Raw genomic sequence first — 25,009 nt, 5'->3', positions numbered from 1 at the left:
TGCAGGAACGTCTGGCGGTTCTGACTATGCCGACGTTCGCAAAACCCGGCAACAGTTCATGTCATCAGCTGTTTTCCCTTGCAACCTCTCGCCAACCTATATCTCGGCGGCAAAAGCCGCTTTCAAAATTGATCTGGTCGACGGCTGCATAGGCCTTGGTTTGCGCTTCGGTTGTGTTGTTGCCCAAGGCGGTGACGTTCAGAACGCGGCCGCCATTGGCAACCAGTTTGCCATCGACTTCGGCGGTTCCAGCGTGAAAGATTTTTGTGCCTTCTCGTTCAGCGCGGGCGAGGTTTTGAATTTTCCCGCCTTTTTCCGGCGTGCTCGGATAGCCGTTGGCGGCCATTACAACGGTCAAGGCAGATTGCGAGTCAAATTCCGGAGCGCTCATTTGGCCGAGCTCGCCCTTGGCGGTGGCGCGCATAATTGCGGCGAGATCGGATTTGAGGCGCATCATCAGCACCTGACATTCCGGATCGCCAAAGCGGGCGTTATATTCAATCAACTGCGGACCGGTTTCGGTTAGCATCAGCCCGGCAAAAAGGACGCCGCTATAGGGCATGCCTTCTGCGGCGAGCGTGTCGACGGTGGGCCGGATGATCTTTTCCATTACTTGCTTTTGCAACACATTGGTCAAAACGGGGGCAGGGCTATAGGCACCCATGCCCCCAGTGTTGGGGCCAATATCGCCTTCTCCAACACGCTTGTGATCCTGAGCGGTGCCAAAGGAGATCACATTTTTGCCATCGGTAATAGCAAAGAAACTGGCTTCTTCTCCGGTCAGAAATTCCTCGATCACGACTTCTGCGCCAGCATCGCCAAAGCCGCCTTCAAACATCATCGCAATCGAATCTTGAGCTTGTTCCCGGGTTTCGGCGATGATGACACCTTTGCCAGCCGCTAGACCATCAGCCTTGATCACCACAGGGATGGAAAATTTGTCGAGCGCCGCCAGTGCGTCGTTCTGATTCGTTGCGCGGACATAGCCAGCGGTCGGAATATTAGCGCGGGCGCAAAGATCTTTGGTAAAACCTTTCGAGCCTTCAAGCTGTGCCGGTGCGGCGTCAGGGCCAAAAACTAGAATATCTGCATCACGCAGGCTTCCAGCCAGTCCGTCGACCAGTGGAGCCTCCGGTCCCACCACCACCAGATCAATTCTGTTCCGCCCGCAGAACTGGATTACCTCGGCATGATCCAGAACATCCAGTTTCACGCATTCGGCATGTTGCGCGATGCCAGGATTGCCTGGGCTGGCATAAAATTTCTCTAGCGACGGGGATTGCGCCAGCTTCCATGCCAAGGCATGTTCACGGCCACCAGACCCGAGCAACAGGATATTCATGAACGACTCTCTCTCTTTAGACGCGAAACTCCTAGCCGAGAGTGGCGAGGGCGACAATGCCGCTCCGTTATCTGTTTCGGAAATTTCCGGCTCATTAAAACGGGTGGTTGAGGATAGCTTTGGCTATGTGCGGATCCGGGGCGAGATTTCCGGCTATAAGCGCGCCGCTTCTGGTCATGTCTACCTAGCGCTTAAAGACGACAAGGCTGTGCTGGACGGCGTGATGTGGAAGGGCAATGCGGGGCGACTTCCCTTCCAGCCGGAGGACGGGATTGAAGTTGTCGTCTCTGGCAAGCTCACCACTTATCCCGGTCGTTCCAAATATCAGGTTGTGATTGATAAGATGGAACTGGCGGGTGAGGGCGCGCTGATGCAGCTTTTTGAGAAGCTGAAGGCCAAGTTGCAGACTGAAGGGCTGTTTGATCAGGACCGCAAGCGCGCTATTCCGTTTTTGCCTAAAACCATTGGTGTGGTGACATCGCCCACCGGTTCAGTGATCCGTGATATCTTGCACCGGCTGGCGGATCGTTGTCCCAGTCACGTCGTCGTTTGGCCGGTATTGGTTCAGGGCGATGGCGCTGCCAAGCAGATTACCGGGGCGATTAACGGTTTTTCGAATATGGCGGACGATGGCCCGGGGGCGCGGCCCGACCTGATAATCGTCGCGCGTGGTGGCGGGTCTATTGAAGATCTGTGGAGTTTTAACGAGGAAGAGGTCGTGCGCGCGGTGGCGGATTGCTCAATTCCTGTAATTTCGGCTGTGGGCCATGAAACGGACACAACGCTTTGCGATTTTGCGGCTGATTTGCGGGCGCCCACACCAACCGCAGCCGCGGAAATGGCGGTTCCCGTGCGCGCCGAATGGCTGGCCTCGCTCAGTGAAACCAAAGCGCGTATGGCGCGGTCGGTTCAGCGCGGCTTTGCCACAGCACAGGAACGGCTGGAGGCGCAGCGCCGCCTGATGCCAGCGCTTACGGACTTGTTGCGACCGCATCAGCAGCGGGTGGACGAACTTTCCGACGGTATGAAATATGCGATGGGACAAAATGTCGGGCAAGCGCGTAGCCGATTTTCGGCATCGGAAGGGGCATTGCGCCCGGCCATGCTTCGCCAAAGGCTAGCAACGGGGCAAGGCCGACTGGAACGGCTTGATTTACCGGTGACGCTGGTAAAGCGCCCTTTGGATGATGCTAAGCAGCGGCTCGACAGCCTGTGGCGGCTGGCGCAGCAAGTGTCGCCTGACGGCCCGCTAAAACGAGGTTATGCTAGAATATCAACGCTGGATGGCGGATTTGTTGGTAGTCGGGACAAAGCGCTTAGCGCTGGTGCGGTGAACTTGCATTTTCATGATGGTGAAGTTGGCGCTCAAATTACCGGTGAACCGGTCGCGAAGCCAAAAAAAACACCGCAAAAAGCTGGGCCAAAAACATCGCGAGTAAAAAAACCGGCAGATGACAGGCAACAGGATTTGTTCTAGGCGGTTTTTTTGTTATGAATGTGGTAAATATTTTCCTGTAAATTGCGGGTAAATCATCCTTAGAGTAAGGTTTTTCCTATGTTAATGTCCAATCGCAACAAGGTCGCAAAGCTCTATTATATGCCCAACGGCTTTCGCCCGCTTTCATCCGGTGATCATGTTTTATGTGCGATTACCAGCGAGCAGATACCGCTCGAAGACCTGCGCTATTGGAGCGTCGAGAAGCAGGAGCCTTATGCTTCCGCCCAAATCTCCGCCCAAGCGCATTTGCCAGAAGAGGAAAAATAATGGGGCTTAAGAAAAACACGATTGTTGTTTGCGCAGCACTGGCCGGGGTTGCAGCAATTTCGTTGCCTTTATCCTCTACGCTAGCTGAAACCGCAGCAGCCGAGGCAGAAGAGTCGGCCTTTCGCGAAGCCACTAAATTCGGGTTTACCGGACAAGAAATTCAGGGCGGCGTAATGCTGGGCGATGCGCCTGCTGGCACGCAAAGTCTGTCTTTCGATGGTCAGCCGGTTCCAGTGGACGAGGATGGCAAGTTCATTATCGCCTTTAACCGCGATGCCGGTCAGTCCGCACAAATGGTGGCGACATTGGAAAACGGTCAGACGATCAAGAAATTCTTCAATATCGCGCCGCGTAAATGGAAGATTGAACATGTCAATATAGCCAAGCGCAGTGGCGGTCCAAGTTCGGCTTTCATGGCCCGCCGACGCCCGGAACTCGCACAGATTAATGCTGCGCGTCAGGTAAAGAGCGGCAGTAAAGGTTGGCGCCAGACCTTCATTTGGCCTGCCAAGGGACGTATATCCGGTATGTTCGGATCACAGCGTGTCTATAAAGGCACACCGGGCAGCTATCATAGCGGCGTTGATATTGCGGGCGGCGCAGGCACTTATTTTGTGGCGCCAGCAGATGGTGTCGTAACGCTGGCCGCGAGCAAGCCTTTTTCGCTTGAAGGCAATTTATTGATGATCGATCACGGCATGGGTCTAAATAGTGCGTTTCTTCATGCTTCCAAAATTTTGGTCAAGGAGGGCCAGGTTGTAAAACGCGGTGAACCGATTGGACGTATTGGCGCCACAGGCCGCGCAACCGGTCCGCATCTGCACTGGTCCATGAAATGGAATAAAGCCCGCATCGACCCGATCTTGTTAACCGGGCCGATGGACTAGCGAAACGGCTTAAGGAAGCGGGATCAGTTGACGATCCGCTTTACCTTGAACGCACGGCCATCGTTCACTTTGGCGACGAAACTTCCCAAAGAGCCGCGTTTAATTTCAATCGAATCAGCCGCTCTTGGTGATCGCATCATACTTCTGGCCTCGGTTTGTTGCCATTTTGCGCCATCATCCAACACGATCAACCATTTGCCGCCGCGCAATTTACGAACCGATGAAATAGTGGCGTCGATCTTATCTACGTTATCGCCATCTTCTTTATCGCCGTCGAATAACTTGATCCGCGGTAGGGATAAGCCAAAAAGGCCGCGACGGGCTTCTCTGACTTGTTCGCGGTCCGCGATAACAAGCTGATTGCTCGACTGTGCGGTTTCGAGCGCCGCTACCTTAGCATCAAAACAAGCCAAACGTTGCTCTGGCTCGACTATGGCTTTGCAAGATATTAGTTCGGTAAATATTGCAGGTGGGTCAGGTGCGACATTGTCTTTATCTGCCGCTAAAGCAGGGGTTGCAGCTATTATAGGTGTACATAATAGTGCAATAAATAATGAGCTCTGCTTATGATTTCCGTTTTTCATGTACCCACTCCTTTGCCAATGAGATGCACTGCTGAGCAATATTGGCGCAATCCCAAAATTCGGTCCAGCACTAGCATAACAGCTGCGTGGCGCAATATGGCGAACAGGAATTCCAGATAACTATTGGAATTCAGTGCATTAAAAAGAATGTTTCAGTGCGTTCAATTGGTGACCAATACGCAGCAGCGACTGTGACAAAATAGTTACATTCTCTACAAAACTGCCCATCAAACCTGAACAGTAGCTTTACACAATAGTGCAATTGCGGCATCTGCCAGCCATTCCAATGGAGTTAAGCGCGTGTCCAAAACGTGTTTGATTCGATTGGACAACCATAGAAGCGGGCCATTGGGGGCCCTGCTCCTCCAGAATAAGGGACTGGAATAACATGAAAAAATTTACGAAGCTGAAAAGCGGCGCTGCACCTTTGGTGCTTGGCCTCGCAATGGTTTCAGCACCTGCCTATGCGCAGGATCAAGACGTGCAGGACGCGGATGCAGTCGATGAGGAAGTCATCGTTGTTACCGGTTCTCGTATTACTAACCCTAACCTAGAGCTTTCTAGCCCAGTTGGCGTTGTAACCTCTGAAGAACTTGAGCTTCGTCAGACAAACGTTGCTGAGCAGTTCCTTCGCGAACTTCCTAGCTCGGTTCCAAGCATTGGTTCTGCGGTTAACAATGGTAATGGCGGTTCTTCCTTCGTTAACCTACGTAACCTCGGCTCTCAGCGTAACTTGGTCCTTTTGGACGGACGTCGTTATGTTCCAGCTGATACAACCGGCCGTGTTGACCTTAACAACATTCCGCTGGCTGTTATCGAGCGTACGGACATTCTGACCGGCGGCGCGACCACCACTTACGGTGCTGATGCTATCTCCGGTGTTGTTAACTTCATTACCAAGCAAGATTTTGCTGGTGTTGAATTGAACCTGAGTGAGCAGATCACCGAACAGGGCGACGGAAACGTCTTCCGTGGCGACCTTACAATTGGTGCTAACTTCGACGATGGCCGCGGTAACGTGGTATTGAGCGTTGGCTATCAGGATCAAGATGCTGTTTTCCAGGGCGACCGTTCGTTCTCTGAATTCAACATTGGTTCTTTCACCGGTGCTGCTGGTGGTTCATCCAACTCTGTTCCCGCCAACCTTCGTGGTCCGGTAAGTGCTCAGATTAATGCTGACGGTACAGGCCTTGACCCAGCGTCTTCGAACCTGTTCAACTTTAACCCGTTCAACATTTTCCAGACACCATTTGAGCGGTTCAACCTGTTCAGTCAGGGACGTTATGAAGTCAGCGATGCTGTTGAAGTATATGCACAGGCCTCATTTTCCAAGCAGACCGTTTCGACAATCATTGCTCCAGGTGGTTCATTCTTCAACACTTATTCGTTGAACTACGGTAACCCATTCCTGAATGACGTTATTGGTCAGGCAATTTGTGCTGGTGATGATATTGATCCCAACACCGATGGTGTTCAGGCAAGAACACCTGCTCAGTGTCAGCTTCTGCTCGACACCCCGTTCGGCCCAACATTTGACAATGATGGTGATCCGAATACGCCTGAAGTGGCAAACCCGAACTATGATACTGTGAACCTCGGTATTCGCCGTCGTTCTGTTGAAGCGGGCACGCGTAACTCTGACTTCACCAGCACTGTGTTCAACTTTGTTGTTGGCGCACGTGGTAACATCACCGACAGCATCACCTGGGATCTTTCCGGTGGCTATGGTGAGAGTGAGCGGATCCAGCGTCAGTCTGGTTTTGCACGGGCTGCTCGTTTGCAAAATGCTCTGATCGCTACGGATGCTACCACTTGTGTGGCTGATCCAAATGTTGGTGCAACAGCTGAAGCTGGTTGTGTTCCAATCAACCTTCTCGGACCACTGGGTAGTCTTACCCAAGAGCAGATTGACTACACGTTCTCTCTGACTCAGCAGGTTATTACAGCTACTTCACTGGCTCAAGTCAACGCATTGGTCGCGGGTGACTTTGGCTGGGGTATCACAGAAACGCCAATTAGCTTCGCTGTTGGTGGCGAGTATCGTGAGTTCGGTGCGACCCGTCGTAGTGACGAAGCTTCTCAGACACCGGGTGCGGTTGTTGGCGGCGGCGGTGCTGCTCCTGACATCACAGGTAGTTATGACGTTTATGACGCATTCGGTGAACTGGTTATTCCAGTGCTCGAAGGCATGCCATTTGCTGAAAGCCTCACTGTTGAGCTTGGCGCACGTTATTCCGATTATTCAACTGCTGGTACCGAGTTTACTTGGAAAGCAGGCGGTGCTTGGGAACCTATTATCGGCCTGAAAATCCGTGGTAACTATCAGCGTTCTTCACGCGCACCAAATATCGGTGAGCTGTTTACGCCGGTTGCAACTGGTTTGAGTAACCTTGGTAGCGATCCATGTGCCGGTGCTGCGCCAACTACTGATGCGACGCTTCGTGCAATCTGCCTCGCTCAAGGTGCGCCGGCTGGCAGCATTGGGTCAATCAATGACCCAGTGGCTGGTCAAGTAAACGTTACTACTGGTGGTAATCTGAACCTCGGCACCGAGACTGCAAAAACCTGGACGGTTGGTTTCTTGGCTGAGCCAGCTGCTGTTCCTGGTCTTGCAGTAACCGTTGACTACTGGAACATTGAAGTGACGGACGCTATTACTACCCCAGCACCGGGTGATGCTAGCGATGCGTGTTTCATCTTCAACCGCGACCCAACAAGCGCTGAGTGTCTTGCGATCCGTCGTAATCCACTGGACGGTAGCTTGTCTGGATCGGCTGCAGATACACCGGGCCTTCCTTTGAACCTGACCAACTTGGGTGCAATCGAAACCGATGGTATTGATCTTTCGATCAATTATCGCACCGACATTACCGATAATATCGGTTTGAACCTGTCCTTCAACGGAACCTGGACGAACAAGAACTTGTTCCAGGCAACGCCAGGCAGCTTGAACCGTGAATGTGTTGGTTTTTACAGTGTGAACTGCCCATCCATTCAGCCTGAATTCGGCTTTAGTCAGCGGACTTCGGTCACATTTAACGATGAATTCCGGTTGTCACTCCTGTGGCGTTACCTGGATGGTGTTGAATATGAACCAGCTCAGTTTGCTGCTGAAGTTGCAGCTGCCCAGCTTGCCAATGAAGATGGTATGGGTAACTTGTTGCCAGTGGCCGATCAGGACTGCCCAGACTTCTTGGGTGCTGATCCAGGTGGTTGTATTGTTCAGCCTGAATTCCTCAACATCGGTGCGGAGCATTACTTCGACCTCACCGGTCAGTGGGAAATCAGCGACAACGTCCAGCTGACTCTAACAATTCGTAACCTGTTCGACAACAAACCAACAAATGTTGGTTCCGATGTTGGTTCAACAGCGTTTAACAGTGGTAACGTTTACCCGTCATCTTATGATGCATTGGGTCGCCGTTTCGCTGCTGCGGTGAAATTCAGCTTCTAATCCTTCGGGTTTAGACAAAAAAAAAGGGCGGGCCGCAAGGCTCGCCCTTTTTTGTTGTAACATGTACACAGCTGCGTATAACTTTATTGAGCTTCTGGAGATAATTATGAATATACGTAAATACACGCTCTTAGTCATCGGATCGTCCCTGTTAACAACGCCTGCCATGGTTTCTGCTGAATTGACCTCCGAAGAAACGTCGGTGGATACTTCTGAAGCTGCAAAAAAGCCGAAAAAGATAACCGATCGCAGAGATCCCGACTTTGTGCGTTGCCGCTCGGAGCCTGTAATTGGCTCTCGCGTCAAGAAAAAGCGAATATGTATGACCAACCGCCAATGGAAGCAATTTAATGCTGAAGGTAACAGGCGCGCAAATGAGTTTGTGAAAGACCATCAGTCAGGGTCGACCAGCAATTAGTCGGGATTATTACATGCGCTACACGTTATCAGCGGTCTTTCTTACCGGAATATGTGTTGTTTCAGCGCCGCCGATATTGGCAGCTTCGGAGAGCATGTCTACGGAAAAGAAAGATGAAAAAATTACCGACCGAAGTCATCCAGACTATGTTCGATGCCGGTCGGAGCCCGTTATTGGATCACGCGTAAAAAAGAGACGTATCTGCATGACTAACAGCCAATGGAAAGAATATGTGCGCAAAGGTTCTAAAGAATCGAGAGATTTCGTAGAATCTAACGAGCCCGGCTTTTACCAGTGACAATCCTAATTGTGGATAAAAATTCAAAGCAACGTTGAACCAATATCCAATTTAATCCCCTGGCTGTCGGCTACCGCTTTCGCCCAAGTCGCCACCATATCAATCTCGGTGCCATGTACTTCCGCGATTTTTTGTTGCTCTTTCCCCCGCGCCTTCGCATCAAAAACTTCGCCTGGCTTACCCTGATCCAGTTTGGAATGGCTGGTGAAGGCAGGACCTTGAACAACATCGCTGATCTGCCGGTCATTCATTTTTAGACCATAGAGCGTCGAGAGAGCCGCAATCGTTTCCGGGGAACGCGCCAAAAACGTTTCGCTATCAAGCGTTTTAACACGATCTTTGCCAACTTCTGCAATGATTTTCGCAAATAGCGCATGCTGCGACAGCCAACCGATTGCGGCAACTTGCAGGTCCGTCAGTTGCAACAATTCATCTTGAGAAAAACCGCCAATCGCATAACCGTCTTTCAATGTACCGATCAGGACATCGCGCACCCAGATCCGGCCCCACATTTCCTTTTTGGCGATGGATTTGAGAAAACCCTCAATCGGCGCATAGAGCAAAAGGGCCTTAGCATCAGGGCGCATCCGGAGCATATCGATGGCCAGGGGGTTGCATATGTTGGAAGGTTTAATGATGACCGCTTGATCCGCGCCAAATGGCCGGGCGAGAAGGCTCAGGCTTTGGTCGATAACCTTTTGCTGCTGCGCCGGGTCAGCGCCGCGCCGCCGCCAACCGATCATATCGTTCAGGACAACGGGTTCTTTCAATCCCATCGACACGCCCTCGATGTCAAATGCCCGGGCGAGCATGGTCGAGCAGCAATAGGCGGAATGGAATATGAAATGCACGGGTGCGGTCACTAGTGATGCATCCACAAGCTCCGAACGAGCAATAGCTTTAAACTTATCCACATTGGGAAGGTGCTCATCTGTGATGAACGTGCATCGCCGATGGACTTCGCGTGGGATCGAAAGGAACCGGAACGCGTCATTCACTTCGTCATAGCGATGAGCCAAATAGCTGGCATCGCTCAACATATCATTTTTTTGCACAGTATTGATCATAGCCATTACCTGCCGAACATCAGCAGCACGTGCAAGATCAACCTTCTGCTTCGACAGCCACCGGCTCCATTTTTAACGCACCATCGCCCTCGTCAATTTGCACGATGCTATTATCTGGCACATTACCGCGCAGGATCATGTCAGCTAGCGGGTCTTGCAGATATTTCTGGATCGCGCGTTTTAAAGGCCGTGCACCGTAAACCGGATCATAGCCGACCCGGCCGAGCCACCTTTTTGCGGCGTCTGTCAGTTCGAGAATGATCTTGCGATCTTTCAACAGTTTCTGCACCCGCGCGACCTGAATTTCGACGATCGGAGCCATATGTTCCTCGGCCAGCCGGTGGAACAGGATGATCTCGTCGAGACGGTTGAGAAATTCCGGACGGAAATGCGCGCGGACGACTTCCATCACTTGTGGTTCGACATCCTTGACCTTCTCGTCATCTTTGAGATTGGCCATATACTGGCTGCCAAGGTTCGATGTAAGGATGATCAACGTGTTGGAGAAATCGACTTTGCGCCCCTGACCATCAGTAAGATGACCATCATCGAGCACTTGCAGCAGCACATTGAACACATCGCCATGGGCTTTCTCGACTTCGTCAAACAGGATCACCTGATAGGGGCGTCTGCGCACCGCTTCGGTGAGTACGCCTCCTTCTTCATAACCAACATAGCCTGGAGGCGCGCCGATTAGCCTCGCGACACTGTGCTTTTCCATGAATTCGGACATATCGATGCGGACCATCGCCTGGTCATCATCAAACAGGAAGCCTGCCAGTGCCTTGGTCAGCTCTGTCTTGCCGACACCGGTGGGGCCAAGAAACAAAAAGCTGCCGAGTGGGCGATTAGGGTCCTGCAATCCAGCGCGGGACCGACGGACAGCCGCGGATACGGCGTCAATCGCATCTTTCTGACCAATGACCCGCTTGCCGATCAGTTCTTCCATAGCGAGTAGCTTTTCGCGCTCGCCTTCCAGCATTTTATCGACGGGTATGCCCGTCCAACGTGATACAACGGATGCAATATCTTCACTGACCACTTCTTCGCGCAACATGGCGCCTTCGGTAGCGCCGGAAGCCTCTTCCAGCTGTCTGGTCAGATCAGGAATTTTACCATAACTCAGTTCTCCAGCCTTAGCGAGATCTCCGGCGCGTTCGGCCTGCTCCAGTTCCAGTTTTGCCGCATCCAGCTGTTCTTTAAGATGAGCCTCAGCGTGAATCTTGTCCTTCTCGCCCTGCCAGCGGGTGGTCAATTCGGTGGATTGTTGCTCCACTTCTGCGAGCTCTTTTTCCAGCGTTTCGAGACGGCTTTTAGACGCATCATCATTTTCTTTCGACAGCGCCTCACGTTCAATCTTCAACTGGATAATCCGCCGATCGAGCGTTTCGATTTCTTCCGGTTTGGACTCCACTTCCATTCGGATGCGCGATGCGGCTTCGTCCATCAAGTCGATGGCTTTGTCGGGTAAAAAACGATCCGAAATATAGCGGTGCGACAGGGTGGCTGCGCTGACCAATGCCCCATCGGTAATCCGAACGCCATGGTGCAATTCATATTTCTCTTTTAGGCCGCGCAGGATCGAGATCGTATCTTCGACCGTCGGTTCGCCAATAACAACGGGCTGGAATCGCCGCTGCAGGGCAGGGTCTTTTTCGACATGCTTCTGATATTCATCGAGGGTGGTCGCGCCGATGCAATGCAGTTCGCCGCGCGCCAAGGCTGGCTTAAGCAGGTTGCTGGCATCCATGGAACCTTCAGAAGCGCCAGCACCGATCAAAGTATGCATTTCATCAATAAACAGGATGATTTCACCATCTGCACCACGCACTTCGTCAAGTACGCCTTTTAGCCGTTCTTCAAATTCTCCGCGATATTTCGCGCCAGCAATCAGTGCGCCCATGTCGAGCGCCATCAAGCGGCGATCTTTCAGGCTATCCGGCACGTCACCATTGGCAATGCGCAGCGCTAGTCCCTCAGCAATGGCGGTCTTGCCGACGCCAGGTTCACCGATCAGTACGGGATTGTTCTTGGTCCGGCGAGCGAGAATTTGAATGGTGCGGCGGATTTCCTCATCGCGCCCGATAACGGGATCCATCTTACCTTCGCGTGCCGCTTCGGTGAGGTCGCGGGCAAATTTCTTCATCGCGTCATAGCGGTCCTCGGCAGAGGCGGTGTCAGCTGTGCGCCCGCCGCGTAACTCGTTGATCGCGCTGTTCAAGGCATCTGGAGTAACGCCAGCATCAGTCAAAGCCTTTCCGGCGGCGGTATCCTTTGACAGGGTAAGCGCAAGTAACAAACGCTCAACAGTAACATAGCTGTCCCCTGCTTTGTCGGCGACCTGTTCAGCCTGATCCAGCACACGCACAGCGTCATTATTCAAACCCGGCGTCTGTTGGGCGCCGCTACCTGATACGGCTGGAATTTTATCAAGCGCTGTGTCTATATCAGTATGCGCCTGCTTTGCATTGCCACCGGCTTTTGCGATCAAGCCCGCCGCCATGCCCTGATCATCTTCCAGTAATGCCTTGAGCAAATGCGCAGCGGTAATCTGCTGATGGTTCATGCGGATCGCTACAGTCTGAGCGGATTGCAAAAAGCCTTTGGCGCGATCGGTAAATTTCTCGAGATTCATTGTCCCGTTCCCTCATTCATAGTTCTCAATGGATATGGAGTGATAATATTATCACACAAGGGAACGGGACAAATATTTGTTACAAGGCCTATTTGGCGGTCCAGTCGCGCGCAAGTTGATCCAGCAAGCGCACACCAAAGCCGGACGCCCCTTTGGGTGTCAGCGGCTTTGCGGATTTATTCCAGTCCACACCAGCAATATCCAAATGCGCCCAAGGCATGGATTCATCGATAAAATAGCCGATAAAATGAGCCCCTGCGCTGGCGCCCGGTGCATCTGTTACACCGGAATTTTTTACATCGGCAATGTCTGACCGAATGGCTTTGGCATAAGCGGGATGCAGAGGCAGCCGCCACAAATGCTCGCCAGTGTCATCAGCGGCTTTCAACAGGCGATCGGCAATGGCGTCCTCCCGTGCAAATAGTCCCGCATATTGATCACCGACCGCACGTCCGACCGATCCCGTTAAAGTCGCGATATCAACCAGTGCAAATGGTTTGTAACGATCTGCCACATATTGCACAGCATCTGCCAGCACCAATCGACCCTCAGCGTCCGTGCTGAGGATTTCGATGGTCTTGCCGCCATAAGTCCGCACCACATCACCAGGGCGCTGGGCATTGGCACCAGGCATGTTTTCGGCCAGTGCAGCAATTGCCACAATATTGACTGGTGCGCGGCTTTTGGCGAGCGACAATGTGGCACCCATTACAGCGGCGGCGCCTGACATATCGGCCTTCATCGCCCACATGCCCTTGTTGGGCTTGATCGAGATGCCGCCCGTGTCAAACGTAATCCCCTTGCCAGCCAACGCCAGCGGCGCGCCGCTTCCGCCGGTATATCTGACCACCATCATCCGCGAACCGCGCGGGCTGCCCTGACCGACACCGACAATCGCGCCCATATTCATTTTCCGCATCGCTGCCTCGTCAAGAATTTCGATGCGGATGTTCGGGACGCCCTTAAAGGCAGCACTGACCCGATCAACAAAGCTCTGCGGATAGAGCGTGTTGGCTGGCTCGCTCTGAAGATCGCGGACCATTCTGACACTATCAGCAAGATGTTTGTGGCGACTGTTCCAGAGACTTTGTGCAGCGGATGCTTGCGGGCCGGAAATTATCACCTGTTGGCTGGCGGGGGCGGTCTCATTATCAGTTTGATACCTGTCAAAACGATATTGGCCGAGATCCAAGCCAAGTGCTGCATCAGCCATCGCAGCGGCATCAGGAGCCCCGACTAGCGCTAATTCTGTACCTTCCTTCATCAGCTTTTGCACCGCACTGCCAGCGGCTGATTTCCAGTCTGGCCCTTCGTCATCTGACTGCGCCGCCCCGGCCAACATGATAAGCGGACGGCTACCAATCCCACGCAGTTCGAGGTTGGTGCCGGTTTTTCCTTTGAAGTCGGCAGAATTAATCGCCGCTTCCAAAGCGCTGCGTTCGGCAGAAGAAAGGGCGGGAATGTCGGGCAATTCAGCGCCTTGCATTAGGATCACCAGCCCTGCATCAGCTGGGGCTTGCTCGGCAAACGCAATTGGACGTTCTGTGCTGTTAGGCACCGTGCTGGCTGGAACCCCCGATCCAAGAACAGATTGTGCTTTTATGGGAGCCGCAAGTGTCAGCGCAGACAAGGCGGAGAAAAGGGCAAGGTGAGAAATTTTCGATTTCGGCATGAACGATCCTTTGACTGAGACGATCGGGCGGCTACCCGGTTGACCAAAGACGTAACTTTGCGCAAGAGCAATGAAAAGGGCAAGGGCGATTGCCATAGAAAAAGGAAATGAAATGAAGGCGATCAAGCGGGTAGGAATAGGATTATTGATCCTGATTTTGCTAGTCGCCATCGCGCTCGCGGTTTGGGAACCGATGAGCGTCTCGTCTGTATCACCACCACCGGCCAAAAATTATGAAGCGCGTATCGTCCGCGATAATTTCGGCGTTCCGCATATCTTTGGCAAGACGGATGCCGATGTCGCTTATGGTGTGGCTTATGCGCATGCCGAAGATGATTTCATAACGCTGCAAGAAGTGACCGCGATGACCCGTGGACGGCTTGCAACCCTAAACGGAACAGATGGCGCACCGATTGATTTTGTCGCGGCGCTGCTCGATGTTGATGGCACGGTAAAGAGGAAATATGACGATCTGCCGGAGGATGTGCGCGCGGTGCTGGACGGCTATGCGTCGGGACTAAATGCTTATGCGGACGAGCACCCGGATGAGGTAGAGCTTTCCAAGTTATTCCCGGTCAATGGTCGCGATATTGCTGCTGGCTTCGCGTTGCGCTCGCCGTTTTTCTTTGGACTTAATGGACCGATACAGGCGCTGACCGAGGGCAAGCCGCTGCGCAGGGAGGGAGGCCCCAGTCTGGCTGTTCCGATTGAAAACCGCACCGTGCATCCGCTGAGTGAAGACAAGATCATTACCCCCGTAGGGCCTGATCCTGACGAGAACGGGTCCAACGCCTATGCGATTGCGCCAGAGCGTTCGACCGACGACAAAACGCGGCTAATTTCTAACTCACACCAGCCTTTGCGCGGGAATGTCGCATGGTATGAACTGGTTGTGCATAGCGAGGAAGGCTGGGATTTCGCCGGCGCCAATTTCCCCGGATCGCCTTTCCCGTTTCTCGGGCATAACAAGAATCTGGGTTGGACCAATACAGTCAACCGCCCCGATCTCATCGATATCTACAAACTCACGCTGAACGAAAAGGGTAATGCCTATAAGTACGATGATGAATGGTTGCCGCTGGAGAAAAAGCGCATCTGGCTGAAAATCAAATATGGACCATTTGTCATTCCCTATCCGCAGATGGTTTACCGCTCCATCCATGGCCCAGTGATCATCAACGGCAATGGTGCTTATGCTCTGCGCTATGCGGGCATGGATCAGCTGGACATGCTCACCCAATATTACCGCATCAACAAGGCGCAGGATTTTGACGAGTGGCAAGCAGCGATGGCGGGGCAGGGGGTTCCAGCGACGAACTTCATCTATGCCGATGCCAAAGGCAATATCGGTATGTTCTATAACGCCATGTTCCCCGATCGTGTGCCCGGCTTTGATTGGCGGACCGTGCTACCGGGCGACAATAGCAAAGCGGTCTGGCAGAATACATTGCCGTTCACGCGGGTTCCGGCGCTGATCAACCCGGCATCGGGTTACGTGATGAACGCCAATAATACGCCTTATGTTGCGGCGGGGCCAGGCGATGAACTGAACCCGGAAACATTTTCTCCGCTGATGGGAATAGAGGATGACCAGACCAACCGTTCGCGCAGATCGATTGAGTTGCTGGAGGCCAATGGCAAGATTGGCGAAGCAGAAATCCGCCGGATCAAATATGATACCGCCTATGTTCAGGCGGGATATGCCAAAGACTGGCTCGACAAGGTCGCGGCGTTAGACCTGACAGACGATCCACAGCTGTCCAGAGCGCAGGCCTTGCTTGCGAAATGGGACTGGGATCTTGACGGTAAAGGGCCAGCCGACGCGCTCGCTCTCAAAGTCCTGCGTCCCGCAAACAAGGCGCATTACCAGCGTGGAACCGTGCCTGACCCGCGGGAGATATTGCAGGAAACGGTTAATCATCTGATGGAATATTTCGGGCGTATTGATCCGCCAATGCTTGAGGTGCTGCGCCTGCGTCAGGGCGATGTTGACCTACCGATTGATGGCGGCAACGACACGATCCGTGCCTCTACCTTGTGGGATGTTGAAGAGGACGGCCGCCTTTCGGTCCGTCACGGCGACAGCTTCATCATGTTCGTCGAATGGGATAAGACGGGTGATGTGACCTCGCGTTCCATACAGCCATTTGGAGCCGCAACGACAAGACCAGATAGCCCGCATTATACCGATCAGATGCAACTATTTGTGGACAAGAAGCTGAAACCGGTCTGGTTTGATCCAGCAGAGTTGGAGAAAAACAAGGCGAGTGAGAAGGTGGTAGGATCAACCAAAGGCGCTGAAAAATAGGCACGAACGGACATAAAGATCGGATTCTGTGATGACTTTTGAAACCGCCCGAAAAAATGTCGTTTAAAACAGAAATTTGAGGAACGTACCGTTTAAGGTACCAAGACTGTATCCATTGCCTTCGGCAATAGCTCCGGATAGTCAGTGATATAATGCAGCCCCCGGCTTTCTTTGCGGGCCAGCGCTGATCTCACGATCAGATCCGCAACCTCAATCAGGTTGCGTAATTCGATCAAATCCTGCGTCACGCGGAAATGGCCATAATATTCCTCGACCTCGCCGCGGAGCAGGTCGATGCGATGCTGGGCGCGTTCGAGGCGTTTGGTGGTGCGGACGATGCCGACATAGTTCCACATGAACCGGCGGATTTCGGTCCAGGTCTGCTTGATGACCACTTCTTCGTCACTGTCAGTAACCCGGCTTTCATCCCAGGGCCGGATGGCCGGGGGGTCCGGCATGTCATTCCAATGCGCCGCGATATCGCGGGCTGCAGCGTCGCCGAAAACGAAACATTCGAGCAGGCTGTTGGATGCAAGCCGATTGGCGCCGTGTAGGCCGCTTTCGCTGGCTTCACCCGCTGCATAAAGGCCAGGCAGATCGGTGCGACCATGCAAATCGATCAATATGCCGCCGCAAGTATAGTGCTGGGCAGGGACCACCGGTATCGGCTCTTTAGTCATGTCGATGCCAAGGCCTATGAGCTTGTCATAAATGTTCGGGAAATGATGTTTCACAAATTCCGGATCGCGGTGCGAGATATCAAGATGGACATAATCGAGGCCGAGCCGCTTAATTTCATGGTCGTTCGCCCGGGCAACGATATCGCGCGGGGCCAATTCCATGCGTTCGGGGTCAAAGCGCTGCATAAACCGCTCGCCGCCATCCTGGCCGCCACCTTTTTCCGGTGGCGGTAGTTTCAAATGGCCACCTTCACCGCGTACCGCTTCAGTGATGAGAAAGTTTTTGACTTCAAGATTGTAAAGACAGGTCGGGTGGAACTGCATCATTTCCATATTCGAAACCCGTGCGCCGGCGCGCCAGGCCATGGCTATGCCATCTCCGGTAGCGCCGCGCGGCGCAGTGGAGAATAAATAGGTCCGGCCCGCACCACCGCTCGCCATGATTGTTGCCCGAGATGTTAAAGTCTCTACCCGTCCGGTGGCGTTATTGAGTGCATAAACGCCCCAGACATTCTTCTTACCCGCTGGCGTTTCGGCATGCCGGTCAGCAATCAGGTCAATCGCGACCATATGCGGTTGAAGGGTAATGTTCGGATGCGCGGCTGCGGTATTTTGCAGTGCTTCTTGCACAGCCCAACCGGTCGCATCATCCACGTGGACAATCCTGCGGTGGCTATGCCCCCCTTCGCGGGTGAGGTGAAGAACCTCAGCCTCCTTGTTGAACGGAACGCCCATTTCTTCCAGCCGTTCGATCGCGGCCGGAGCATTTTCGACCACAAATTCAACGGTTTCACGGCGGTTCAGGCCGGCGCCTGCTACCATTGTGTCATCGATATGATTTTCAAAAGTATCGCCAGCGTCGAGGACGGCGGCGATTCCACCCTGCGCCCACGTTGTTGAGCCGCCTGCTAGATCACCCTTGGCCAGCACCAGCACCTTGTGCGTCCGCGCTAATGTGATCGCCGCACTCAGCCCCGCCGCACCCGAGCCGACAATGATAACGTCAAAGTGGCTCAAGCTGCTTTCCTTGTAAGGTTAAGGAACACATCCTCCAGGTCTGCTTCCCGGGTCGTTACGTCGACAATCTGATAGCCGCGTTTTTGGACAGCTTCCATGACGCCGCCAGCATTGGTGCGATCCTTATTATAAGTTACGGCAATCGTCCGCGTGCCAATAATTTCGGCCTTCAGAAACAGGTCATCGGCAAAAGTGACCGCATCTGAATCTTCGGATAGATCCCGGTCCAGTGTTAGTTCGACCAGCTTTTCTCGCGCCATTCCAACCAGTTCCGATGTGGTTTTAAGTGCAATCAGCTTGCCATGGTTGATGATCGCAATCCGGTCACAGAGGTTTTCTGCTTCCTCAAGATAATGGGTGGTAAGAACAATAGTGACCCCGGATCTGTTGAGTTGTTCCACATATTCCCAAAGCTGTTGCCGCAATTCAATATCCACGCCTGCTGTCGGTTCATCAAGAACCAATATCGGCGGAGAGTGAACCATCGCTTTCGCGACCAGCAGACGCCGTTTCATTCCGCCAGATAATGTTCGCGAATAGGCGTCGGCCTTGTCTTCGAGATGCACAGCACGGAGCAATTCCATAGTCCGACGCTCCGATTTCTTGATACCATAGAGGCCTGCAACTACTTCGAGCGATTCCGCCGGAGTGAAGAACGGATCGAACATAATTTCCTGCGGCACGATGCCGATCGATGCCTTGGCGTTGCGATGATCCAAATCAATATCAAAGCCCCAGATATTGGCGGAACCGCTGGTTTTGCTGACCATGCCGGATAATATGTTAATCAGGGTCGATTTTCCTGCGCCATTGGGCCCCAGCAACCCGAAAATCTCACCGCGTTTCACGTCAAAAGTAACGTCATCCAGGGCCTTTTTGCCGCCTTCATAGGTTTTGGAGAGATGGTCGATGGATATAGCAGCTTCGGTCATGGCAACCGCATAACCATCTTGTCCTCTACAATCAAAGGCTTTGCAAAGCTTATGATACAATATGTGACAGCGTTTAACGAAAAATTAGGCATGATATTAAACCTATCTTTCTTGTATCGCCGCTAATTATGGCAATGTGGAACAAATTGGGGACCAGACAAGGGCTTTAAAGCCCCGCTTTGCGTGTGCAGCGATGCTACTGCCTGCGCTATGTTCTGTGGTGGCCGTTTCGGCTGCACATGCGCAGTCGGCAGATACAATGGCGTCGGTCAGTCGCAGTATTACAATTGTCAAAAATAGCGACTTGCTTTTCGGTGACTTTATAGCCGGGACGACCAATAGCAACTTTCGCATGCACGCTGTCACTGGCAATTTGATCCAGCAAAGCGGCGATGCGGTTTCAATTGGCGGTGCACAGAGCCGTGCTTCATTTACGGCGACCGGAACTCCCTTTGCGCAAGCGAATATAAGGCGTTCGCAAAATAGCATCAATATCGTTCGCGACGGCGGAACAGAGACAATGCGGGTTGATAATTTTTGGCTCGGCAACAGCGGAGGCTTGCGCGATCAGATTTTGGATGCTGCAGGACAAGCCACATATTTTGTCGGAGGCCGGTTGCGTATCGGACCTAATCAGGTCGCGGGTACATATCGCGGTACCTTTGAGGTGACGATTGAATATCAGTGAATGAATAGGAAAGCCCAAAGGTTAATGGGGATTAACCTTGAAAATTGGGCGTTGTTTAGACTTTTGTGGGTAGTGAGTAAATTATGAAGACCAGAGACCAGATTATACCGCGCTTGATCGGCGGCTTGTTGATCGTGCTTATTGGGATGACAAGTGCACCGGCGGCATTTGCACAGACGGCTGATGCTGACGCTCGGGCAGTCACTATTGGCCCACTTTCCGTCGTGAATATTGCCGATCTGGAATTTGGCAACATCATACCCGGGCCAACGCCCGGCACGGTGTTTATCGACACCCGAAACGGTAACCGGACGAGCACAGGCGGCGTCACGCTTGCTGCTGGTGCCAATAACCGTGCCAATTTCATCATCTATGGTGGGCCAAATCAGATTGTAGAAATATCCATTCCCGGATCAACAACGATCACGCACACCAATGGATCGGATAATATGATCATTGACCAGATGGCAATCGGCAACGGTAACCGAAATTTTAGCACCTTTGTACGCGGCCTGCTGGGAACGCTGGGTATTTACCAGTTGACGGTCGGTGGTCGGCTGAATGTTGCTGCTGATCAGGAAGATGGCGCTTATACTGGCAGCTTCATCATGACTGTCGATTATCTCTGATAAAATCCGTTATTTCGTCTGCGGTAATATATTGCGCTGGCGCATCACTGTTGCTAATTCCGCGACATGAACGACACACCGGAAACCGTAAGAACATCCAAAAAACGTAACGCTTGTGATGGCGCATCCGATATTCCGGGTGGTGCCGCGCTGGGCCATCCGCGTGTTTGGCTGGAAATTGACGAAAAAGGCTATGTCGATTGCGGCTATTGTGACCGACGCTTCATTCTGATCGGCGGGCCTGCTGATATACCGGAAGAAGCATCGACGAGCGAATAATCTGACTTAAGGGGGTGCGCAGCCCCGATTTCGTTTCTATATAAACGGAATGATGAAAAATTTAGACCCCCGCTCGTTTCTGTATCGCCCGGACGGATTGGACCCGGAACGGGCCAAAGCCCTGGTCTCCGGTAGTCTTTCTGCCTGCGATGATGGTGAATTATACCTGCAATATAGCGCGGTGGAGAGCTTTGGCTTTGATGATGGCCGTCTGAAAACGGCTGATTACAGTACCGACAGCGGCTTTGGCCTGCGCGGTGTGTCCGGTGAAATGACCGGTTTTTCGCATAGCAACGAGATCAGCGAAGCAGCGATCAAACGCGCGGCACAAACGTTACAATTGCTCGACCCGGCCAAGGGTGAGGCAGCCCCGCCGCCGCGTGGATCGAACCAGCATCTATACGGTGAAGCCAACCCGCTCGAAACCATTCCATTCGCGAAGAAAGTCGCGCTGTGTCAAGAAATTGACGCTGCGGCCCGTGCCCGTGATCCGCGTGTTGCACAGGTTTCGGTTGGTCTTTCCGGCAGCTGGTCTGTGGTCGAAATCGTTCGCCCCGATGGTTTTGTCGCGACCGACGTGCGACCGCTGGTACGGCTCAACGTATCGATTGTCGCCGAGCAAAATGGTCGCCGCGAAACCGGCAGCTTTGGCATGGGTGGGCGCTATTTATACGATCAGCTTTTTGAAGAAGCCCGCTGGAACCGCGCGATTGATGAAGCGCTCAACCAAGCGCTGGTCAATCTGGAAAGCGTGGATGCGCCGGCTGGCGAACAAACCGTTTTGCTTGGCCCCGGCTGGCCCGGTATTATCTTGCACGAAGCCATTGGTCACGGTCTCGAAGGCGATTTCAACCGCAAGGGCACGAGCGCCTTTTCCGGTCGCATTCGCGAGCGTGTAGCAGCACCCGGTGTTACAGTTGTTGACGATGGTTCGATCAATGAACGGCGCGGATCGCTGAGCATTGATGATGAAGGCACGCCGACGCAGGAAAATGTGCTGATCGAGGATGGTATCCTCAAATGCTATATGCAGGACCGGCTCAATGCGCGTCTGATGGGCGTACCGGCAACCGGCAATGGTCGCCGCGAAAGCTATGCCCATGCGCCAATGCCGCGGATGACCAACACGTTCATGCGGGGCGGCAAGGATGATCCCGATGAGCTGATGAGCCGCGTCAAAAACGGCATCTACGCCAAGAGTTTTGGCGGCGGTCAGGTCGATATTGTCTCCGGCAAGTTCGTCTTCTCCTGCACCGAGGCATACAAGATTGAGAACGGCAAATTGGGGGCACCGATTAAAGGCGCCACCCTGATCGGTGATGGTCCGACCGCGCTGACCAAGGTGACCGGTATCGGCAATGACATGGCGCTGGACGAGGGCATCGGTGTCTGCGGCAAAGGCGGGCAATCCGTGCCAGCTGGCGTTGGACAGCCGACCTTGCTGGTGGATGGCTTGACTGTTGGGGGCACTGCCGCTTGATGAATATGCCTTTCGTCACCCTGAACTTGATTCAAGGTCCAGAGCGATATGGCGATACGTTGCAACTCTGGATGCTGAATCAAGTTCAGCATGACAGCTTCGAAACGGCGGTCCGATCATGAGCTGGACTGATGACATCCTTGGTTACTGGTTCGATGAACTCAGCCCTGACGATTGGTTCGGATCCGGCGACAGAATGGATGAGCCAATCCGAGAGCGCTTTCAGGAACTTTGGGAAGAGCAAAAAACGAAGGTCGCAGAGGACTTTCTGGGTTCGCCAGAACAAGCCTTGGCCGCGATCATCCTGTTCGATCAATTCCCGCGCAATATGTTCCGGGATACCGCAGAAGCCTTCGCCACCGATCATCTGGCTCTGCAAATTGCCAAAGAAGCGATCGACCGCGAAATGGATCACAAGCTGACGGACGAGCAACGCATGTTTGTCTATATGCCGTTCATGCATAGCGAGGATCTGGACGATCAGACCCGCTCGCTCGGATTATTCACCGCCTTGGGCATTGAAAATAATATCAAATTTGCCAAGGCGCACCGTGATATCATCGTCAAATACGGCCGCTTTCCGCATCGCAATGAGGTACTGGGCCGCGAGACCCGACCCGAAGAACAGGCCGCGATTGAGCAAGGTTCGGATTGGTAGCGCCATTTGGTGAAGATAGCTTTCCAACAAACCCTCACGGCATTGAAAACTTGGCCTGATAGAAAGCAGTGGATGACGGCCTTGCGCTTGGCCATCCCCGCTTTGGCGATGGTTGCGGCGCTTGGGTTTTTGGCAGAATGGCTGGTCTGGAGCCCGGTCAGTGACATCGCCACCCTAGTCACCACCGCCGTTTTCCTGTTCTTCGTCCCCGCTTTGCTCGAAGAATTAGTGTTTCGCGGCGTCCTGTTATCATGGCTGACACAACTCACGCCGCGATGGGGGGCATGGCTTTCGACTCTGTTATTTGTCGCCTGGCATCCGGTGCAGGCATTGACTATTGGTCCGCCCTGGGCAGATATGTTTCTGCATCCGACATTCTGGATCGCCACACTGATCCTCGGTATCATATTGGCGCACATCAGAATTGTCTCGCAGTCGCTTTGGCCGGTGATTTTGATACATTGGTTTGCTGTTCTGATCTGGAAATCTCTGTTAGGAGGTCCCTTCTATTGAACAGGAATTACGACCATGGCTGATTTTTTCGATGCGCTGAATGATGACCACTCGGCTTTTATTGCGAAACAGCCGATATTCTTTGTGGCAACGGCTGCGCCTGATGCCCGGATCAACCTGTCTCCCAAAGGCTATGATGCTTTTCGGGTGCTGGGACCAAAACGCGTTGCTTATCTCGATCTTGGCGGGTCCGGCAATGAAACCCACGCGCATATGATCGCCGATGGCCGGGTGACGATCATGTTCAATAATTTCGCCAATCCAGCGCTGATCATGCGGCTTTACGGGACCGGAAAGCCGGTCTTGCCGCAGGATGAAGGCTGGGATGAACTGGCGGCCCATTTCGAGATTTTGCCCGGGACGCGGCAGATATTCGATATCGCGGTGGATAATGTGCAAACCAGCTGCGGCTGGGGCGTCCCGCAGATGGAATTGAAATCAGAGCGCGAAACTTTGGTCAAATATCACCGACAGTCCGATCCGGAAAAATGGATGGAGAAGACCGCTGAACGGGTGCAGAGCATTGACGGCCTGCCAACCCGCGCGACCGATCGGTATCTGGGCGGGGATGGCTAAAGATGAGCCTGGTTGAACTGTCCCGTCACATGCATGGCTATGAAGCGGAAATCATCCGCGGCCGGCTGGAGGCCGCTGGCATTGGTGCGGTCTGTTTCGATAGCGGGGTGAATATTGTCGAGGGGGCAGGGATTGCCTTGCCCGCTCGCGTGATGGTGCTCGACGAGGATTTGGCTGAGGCGAAAGCGATACTGGCGGAGGATGTTGCCTTATGAAGCTTTCGCTGGCTCTTGGCGGCGGTGCCGGTCTCGGATGGACCCATATCGGCGTATTGCGCGCAATTGAAGATTCACCGCTGGAAATTGCCGCTATTTCCGGCACATCCATCGGGGCAATAGCAGGGGCCAGCTTTGCGGCTGGAAAGCTCGATTATCTTGAGGAAACCGCACGCACCGCGAATTTTCGAACCTTGCTCCGCTTCATGGACCCGCATTTCAAACGCGGCGCGGTGATGGGCGCGCGGACAATTGAAAAAGAACTCGAAGAACAGCTCGGCAGCCTGAGTTTTGCTGATCTGTCAATCCCGGTCGCGGCTGTTGCTGCTGACCTGAAGACCGGTGACACGATCATCATGAACAGCGGCAAGTTGGTGCCTGCTATTCGCGCATCCATGTCCTTGCCGGGTATTTTCAAGCCCGTGGAATATGAAGGTCGGTTGCTGGTTGATGGTGGCGCCGCTTTACCGGTACCCGTTTCCCCGGCGCGGGAAATGGCGCCTGATGCGCTGTGCCTGTCGGTTAATCTTCAGGATGACTTCATCAATCGCGCTGAAATGGCGGGAATTAGCCGCGTTGATGGAAAATATCCCAACAGCATTGCCATAGTGAAGGCTTCCATTGGGCTGTCATTGCGCAATTTGGGGCGCTATTCACTGGCATTGGATCCGCCAGATTTTGCCCTGTCACCACCCGTCGGTCACATTGATATGCAGAACTTCACCAAGGCAGATGAATTGATCGAAATCGGCCATCGCGAGACCGCTGCGATCATTCCCGAGATTCTGAAGAGGATCGAACAAAGCGCTGCCTAAAATTTAGGCAATCCTGTCAGCCTGCACAAAATTTACCCTTTGTTTAGAATTTGAGAATCACATTATCGTATGAATCCAGCAGTTTGTGATTCTGGCA

The 25,009-nt window shown here is 53.2% G+C and carries 22 protein-coding genes; 15 read left to right on the top strand and 7 right to left on the bottom strand.

Translation table 11 applies throughout. From position 1 onward, the window contains the following. Nucleotides 1-64 precede the first annotated feature (64 nt). Nucleotides 65-1,342 carry a phosphoribosylamine--glycine ligase gene (gene purD / locus J4G78_RS05255; protein ID WP_207989117.1) on the bottom strand — a complete coding sequence of 426 codons (1,278 nt, stop codon included), beginning with the start codon at nucleotides 1,340-1,342 and terminating at the stop codon, nucleotides 65-67. Between purD and xseA the strand changes: the two genes are divergently transcribed. The 3 genes from xseA (at nucleotide 1,341) to J4G78_RS05240 (ending at nucleotide 3,994) form a co-directional block, all read left to right on the top strand. After that, on the top strand, nucleotides 1,341-2,819 hold the full coding sequence (xseA, locus tag J4G78_RS05250) for an exodeoxyribonuclease VII large subunit (protein WP_207989115.1): 1,479 nt from the start codon (nucleotides 1,341-1,343) through the stop codon (nucleotides 2,817-2,819). The two genes, purD and xseA, sit on opposite strands and share 2 nt — an antisense overlap. Nucleotides 2,820-2,897: 78 nt before the next feature. After that, nucleotides 2,898-3,107: a DUF2093 domain-containing protein gene (locus J4G78_RS05245; protein ID WP_207989113.1), complete on the top strand. Its 210-nt coding sequence runs from the start codon at nucleotides 2,898-2,900 to the stop codon at nucleotides 3,105-3,107. Continuing rightward, the gene (locus tag J4G78_RS05240; protein ID WP_207989111.1) at nucleotides 3,107-3,994 is read left to right on the top strand and encodes a M23 family metallopeptidase; all 888 of its coding nucleotides are present in this window, start codon (nucleotides 3,107-3,109) and stop codon (nucleotides 3,992-3,994) included. The genes J4G78_RS05245 and J4G78_RS05240 overlap by 1 nt, the downstream gene beginning before the upstream one ends. A gap of 23 nt (nucleotides 3,995-4,017) precedes the next feature. On the opposite strand, the gene J4G78_RS05235 is transcribed toward J4G78_RS05240, so the two are convergent. Next, on the bottom strand, nucleotides 4,018-4,578 hold the full coding sequence (locus J4G78_RS05235) for a hypothetical protein (RefSeq protein WP_207989109.1): 561 nt from the start codon (nucleotides 4,576-4,578) through the stop codon (nucleotides 4,018-4,020). Between the two features lie 388 nt (nucleotides 4,579-4,966). Between J4G78_RS05235 and J4G78_RS05230 the strand changes: the two genes are divergently transcribed. After that, entirely contained in the window at nucleotides 4,967-8,032 is a 3,066-nt protein-coding gene (locus J4G78_RS05230; RefSeq protein WP_207989107.1) for a TonB-dependent receptor domain-containing protein, read from the top strand. A 106-nt stretch (nucleotides 8,033-8,138) separates the two neighbouring features. Next, complete coding sequence (locus J4G78_RS05225) at nucleotides 8,139-8,450, top strand: hypothetical protein (protein WP_207989105.1); 312 nt, start codon at nucleotides 8,139-8,141, stop codon at nucleotides 8,448-8,450. 321 nt (nucleotides 8,451-8,771) lie between these two features. On the opposite strand, the gene J4G78_RS05220 is transcribed toward J4G78_RS05225, so the two are convergent. From J4G78_RS05220 to J4G78_RS05210, 3 genes are all read right to left on the bottom strand, one after another. Then, nucleotides 8,772-9,815 carry a hypothetical protein gene (locus J4G78_RS05220; RefSeq protein WP_207989103.1) on the bottom strand — a complete coding sequence of 348 codons (1,044 nt, stop codon included), beginning with the start codon at nucleotides 9,813-9,815 and terminating at the stop codon, nucleotides 8,772-8,774. Nucleotides 9,816-9,852: 37 nt separating this feature from the next. Further along, nucleotides 9,853-12,450, bottom strand: a complete 2,598-nt coding sequence (gene clpB, locus J4G78_RS05215) for an ATP-dependent chaperone ClpB (protein ID WP_207989101.1) — start codon at nucleotides 12,448-12,450, stop codon at nucleotides 9,853-9,855. Nucleotides 12,451-12,538: 88 nt separating this feature from the next. Beyond that, nucleotides 12,539-14,122: a leucyl aminopeptidase gene (locus J4G78_RS05210; RefSeq protein ID WP_207989099.1), complete on the bottom strand. Its 1,584-nt coding sequence runs from the start codon at nucleotides 14,120-14,122 to the stop codon at nucleotides 12,539-12,541. Nucleotides 14,123-14,234: 112 nt separating this feature from the next. Between J4G78_RS05210 and J4G78_RS05205 the strand changes: the two genes are divergently transcribed. Next, nucleotides 14,235-16,430, top strand: a complete 2,196-nt coding sequence (locus tag J4G78_RS05205) for an acylase (RefSeq protein WP_207989097.1) — start codon at nucleotides 14,235-14,237, stop codon at nucleotides 16,428-16,430. A gap of 92 nt (nucleotides 16,431-16,522) precedes the next feature. Here the strand turns inward: J4G78_RS05205 and nadB are convergent, their stop codons facing one another. Further along, nucleotides 16,523-18,127: an L-aspartate oxidase gene (nadB, locus tag J4G78_RS05200; RefSeq protein ID WP_207989095.1), complete on the bottom strand. Its 1,605-nt coding sequence runs from the start codon at nucleotides 18,125-18,127 to the stop codon at nucleotides 16,523-16,525. After that, nucleotides 18,124-19,059, bottom strand: a complete 936-nt coding sequence (locus tag J4G78_RS05195) for an ABC transporter ATP-binding protein (protein ID WP_207989093.1) — start codon at nucleotides 19,057-19,059, stop codon at nucleotides 18,124-18,126. Before J4G78_RS05195 ends, nadB begins: the two co-directional genes overlap by 4 nt. Before the next feature lie 259 nt (nucleotides 19,060-19,318). On the opposite strand from J4G78_RS05195, the gene J4G78_RS05190 reads away from it, so the two are divergent. The 9 genes from J4G78_RS05190 to J4G78_RS18330 all read left to right on the top strand — a co-directional run bounded on the left by J4G78_RS05190 (nucleotide 19,319) and on the right by J4G78_RS18330 (nucleotide 24,912). Next, the gene (locus tag J4G78_RS05190) at nucleotides 19,319-19,747 is read left to right on the top strand and encodes a DUF4402 domain-containing protein (protein ID WP_207989091.1); all 429 of its coding nucleotides are present in this window, start codon (nucleotides 19,319-19,321) and stop codon (nucleotides 19,745-19,747) included. Between the two features lie 83 nt (nucleotides 19,748-19,830). Then, nucleotides 19,831-20,376, top strand: coding sequence for a DUF4402 domain-containing protein (locus J4G78_RS05185; RefSeq protein WP_207989089.1), 546 nt, complete (start codon nucleotides 19,831-19,833; stop codon nucleotides 20,374-20,376). 66 nt (nucleotides 20,377-20,442) lie between these two features. After that, nucleotides 20,443-20,655: a zinc-finger domain-containing protein gene (locus J4G78_RS05180; protein WP_207989087.1), complete on the top strand. Its 213-nt coding sequence runs from the start codon at nucleotides 20,443-20,445 to the stop codon at nucleotides 20,653-20,655. Between the two features lie 49 nt (nucleotides 20,656-20,704). Further along, entirely contained in the window at nucleotides 20,705-22,135 is a 1,431-nt protein-coding gene (gene tldD, locus J4G78_RS05175; protein ID WP_207989086.1) for a metalloprotease TldD, read from the top strand. 118 nt (nucleotides 22,136-22,253) lie between these two features. Continuing rightward, complete coding sequence (locus J4G78_RS05170) at nucleotides 22,254-22,793, top strand: DUF924 family protein (RefSeq protein WP_207989084.1); 540 nt, start codon at nucleotides 22,254-22,256, stop codon at nucleotides 22,791-22,793. A 72-nt stretch (nucleotides 22,794-22,865) separates the two neighbouring features. Beyond that, a complete protein-coding gene (locus J4G78_RS05165; RefSeq protein ID WP_207989082.1) occupies nucleotides 22,866-23,306 on the top strand; it encodes a CPBP family glutamic-type intramembrane protease in 441 nt (146 codons plus the stop codon). Nucleotides 23,307-23,321: 15 nt separating this feature from the next. Next, nucleotides 23,322-23,882, top strand: a complete 561-nt coding sequence (locus J4G78_RS05160) for a pyridoxamine 5'-phosphate oxidase family protein (RefSeq protein WP_207989080.1) — start codon at nucleotides 23,322-23,324, stop codon at nucleotides 23,880-23,882. Nucleotides 23,883-23,884: 2 nt separating this feature from the next. Continuing rightward, nucleotides 23,885-24,097: a putative signal transducing protein gene (locus tag J4G78_RS05155; protein ID WP_207989078.1), complete on the top strand. Its 213-nt coding sequence runs from the start codon at nucleotides 23,885-23,887 to the stop codon at nucleotides 24,095-24,097. Further along, complete coding sequence (locus tag J4G78_RS18330) at nucleotides 24,094-24,912, top strand: patatin-like phospholipase family protein (RefSeq protein WP_207989076.1); 819 nt, start codon at nucleotides 24,094-24,096, stop codon at nucleotides 24,910-24,912. Before J4G78_RS05155 ends, J4G78_RS18330 begins: the two co-directional genes overlap by 4 nt. Nucleotides 24,913-25,009 lie beyond the last annotated feature (97 nt).

Origin of the sequence: Parasphingorhabdus cellanae, from assembly GCF_017498565.1 — a bacterium.
Taxonomy (GTDB): domain Bacteria; phylum Pseudomonadota; class Alphaproteobacteria; order Sphingomonadales; family Sphingomonadaceae; genus Parasphingorhabdus; species Parasphingorhabdus cellanae.
The sequence above is the reverse complement of the archived record's forward strand: the minus strand, read 5'-3'. Positions and strand labels throughout refer to the sequence as shown.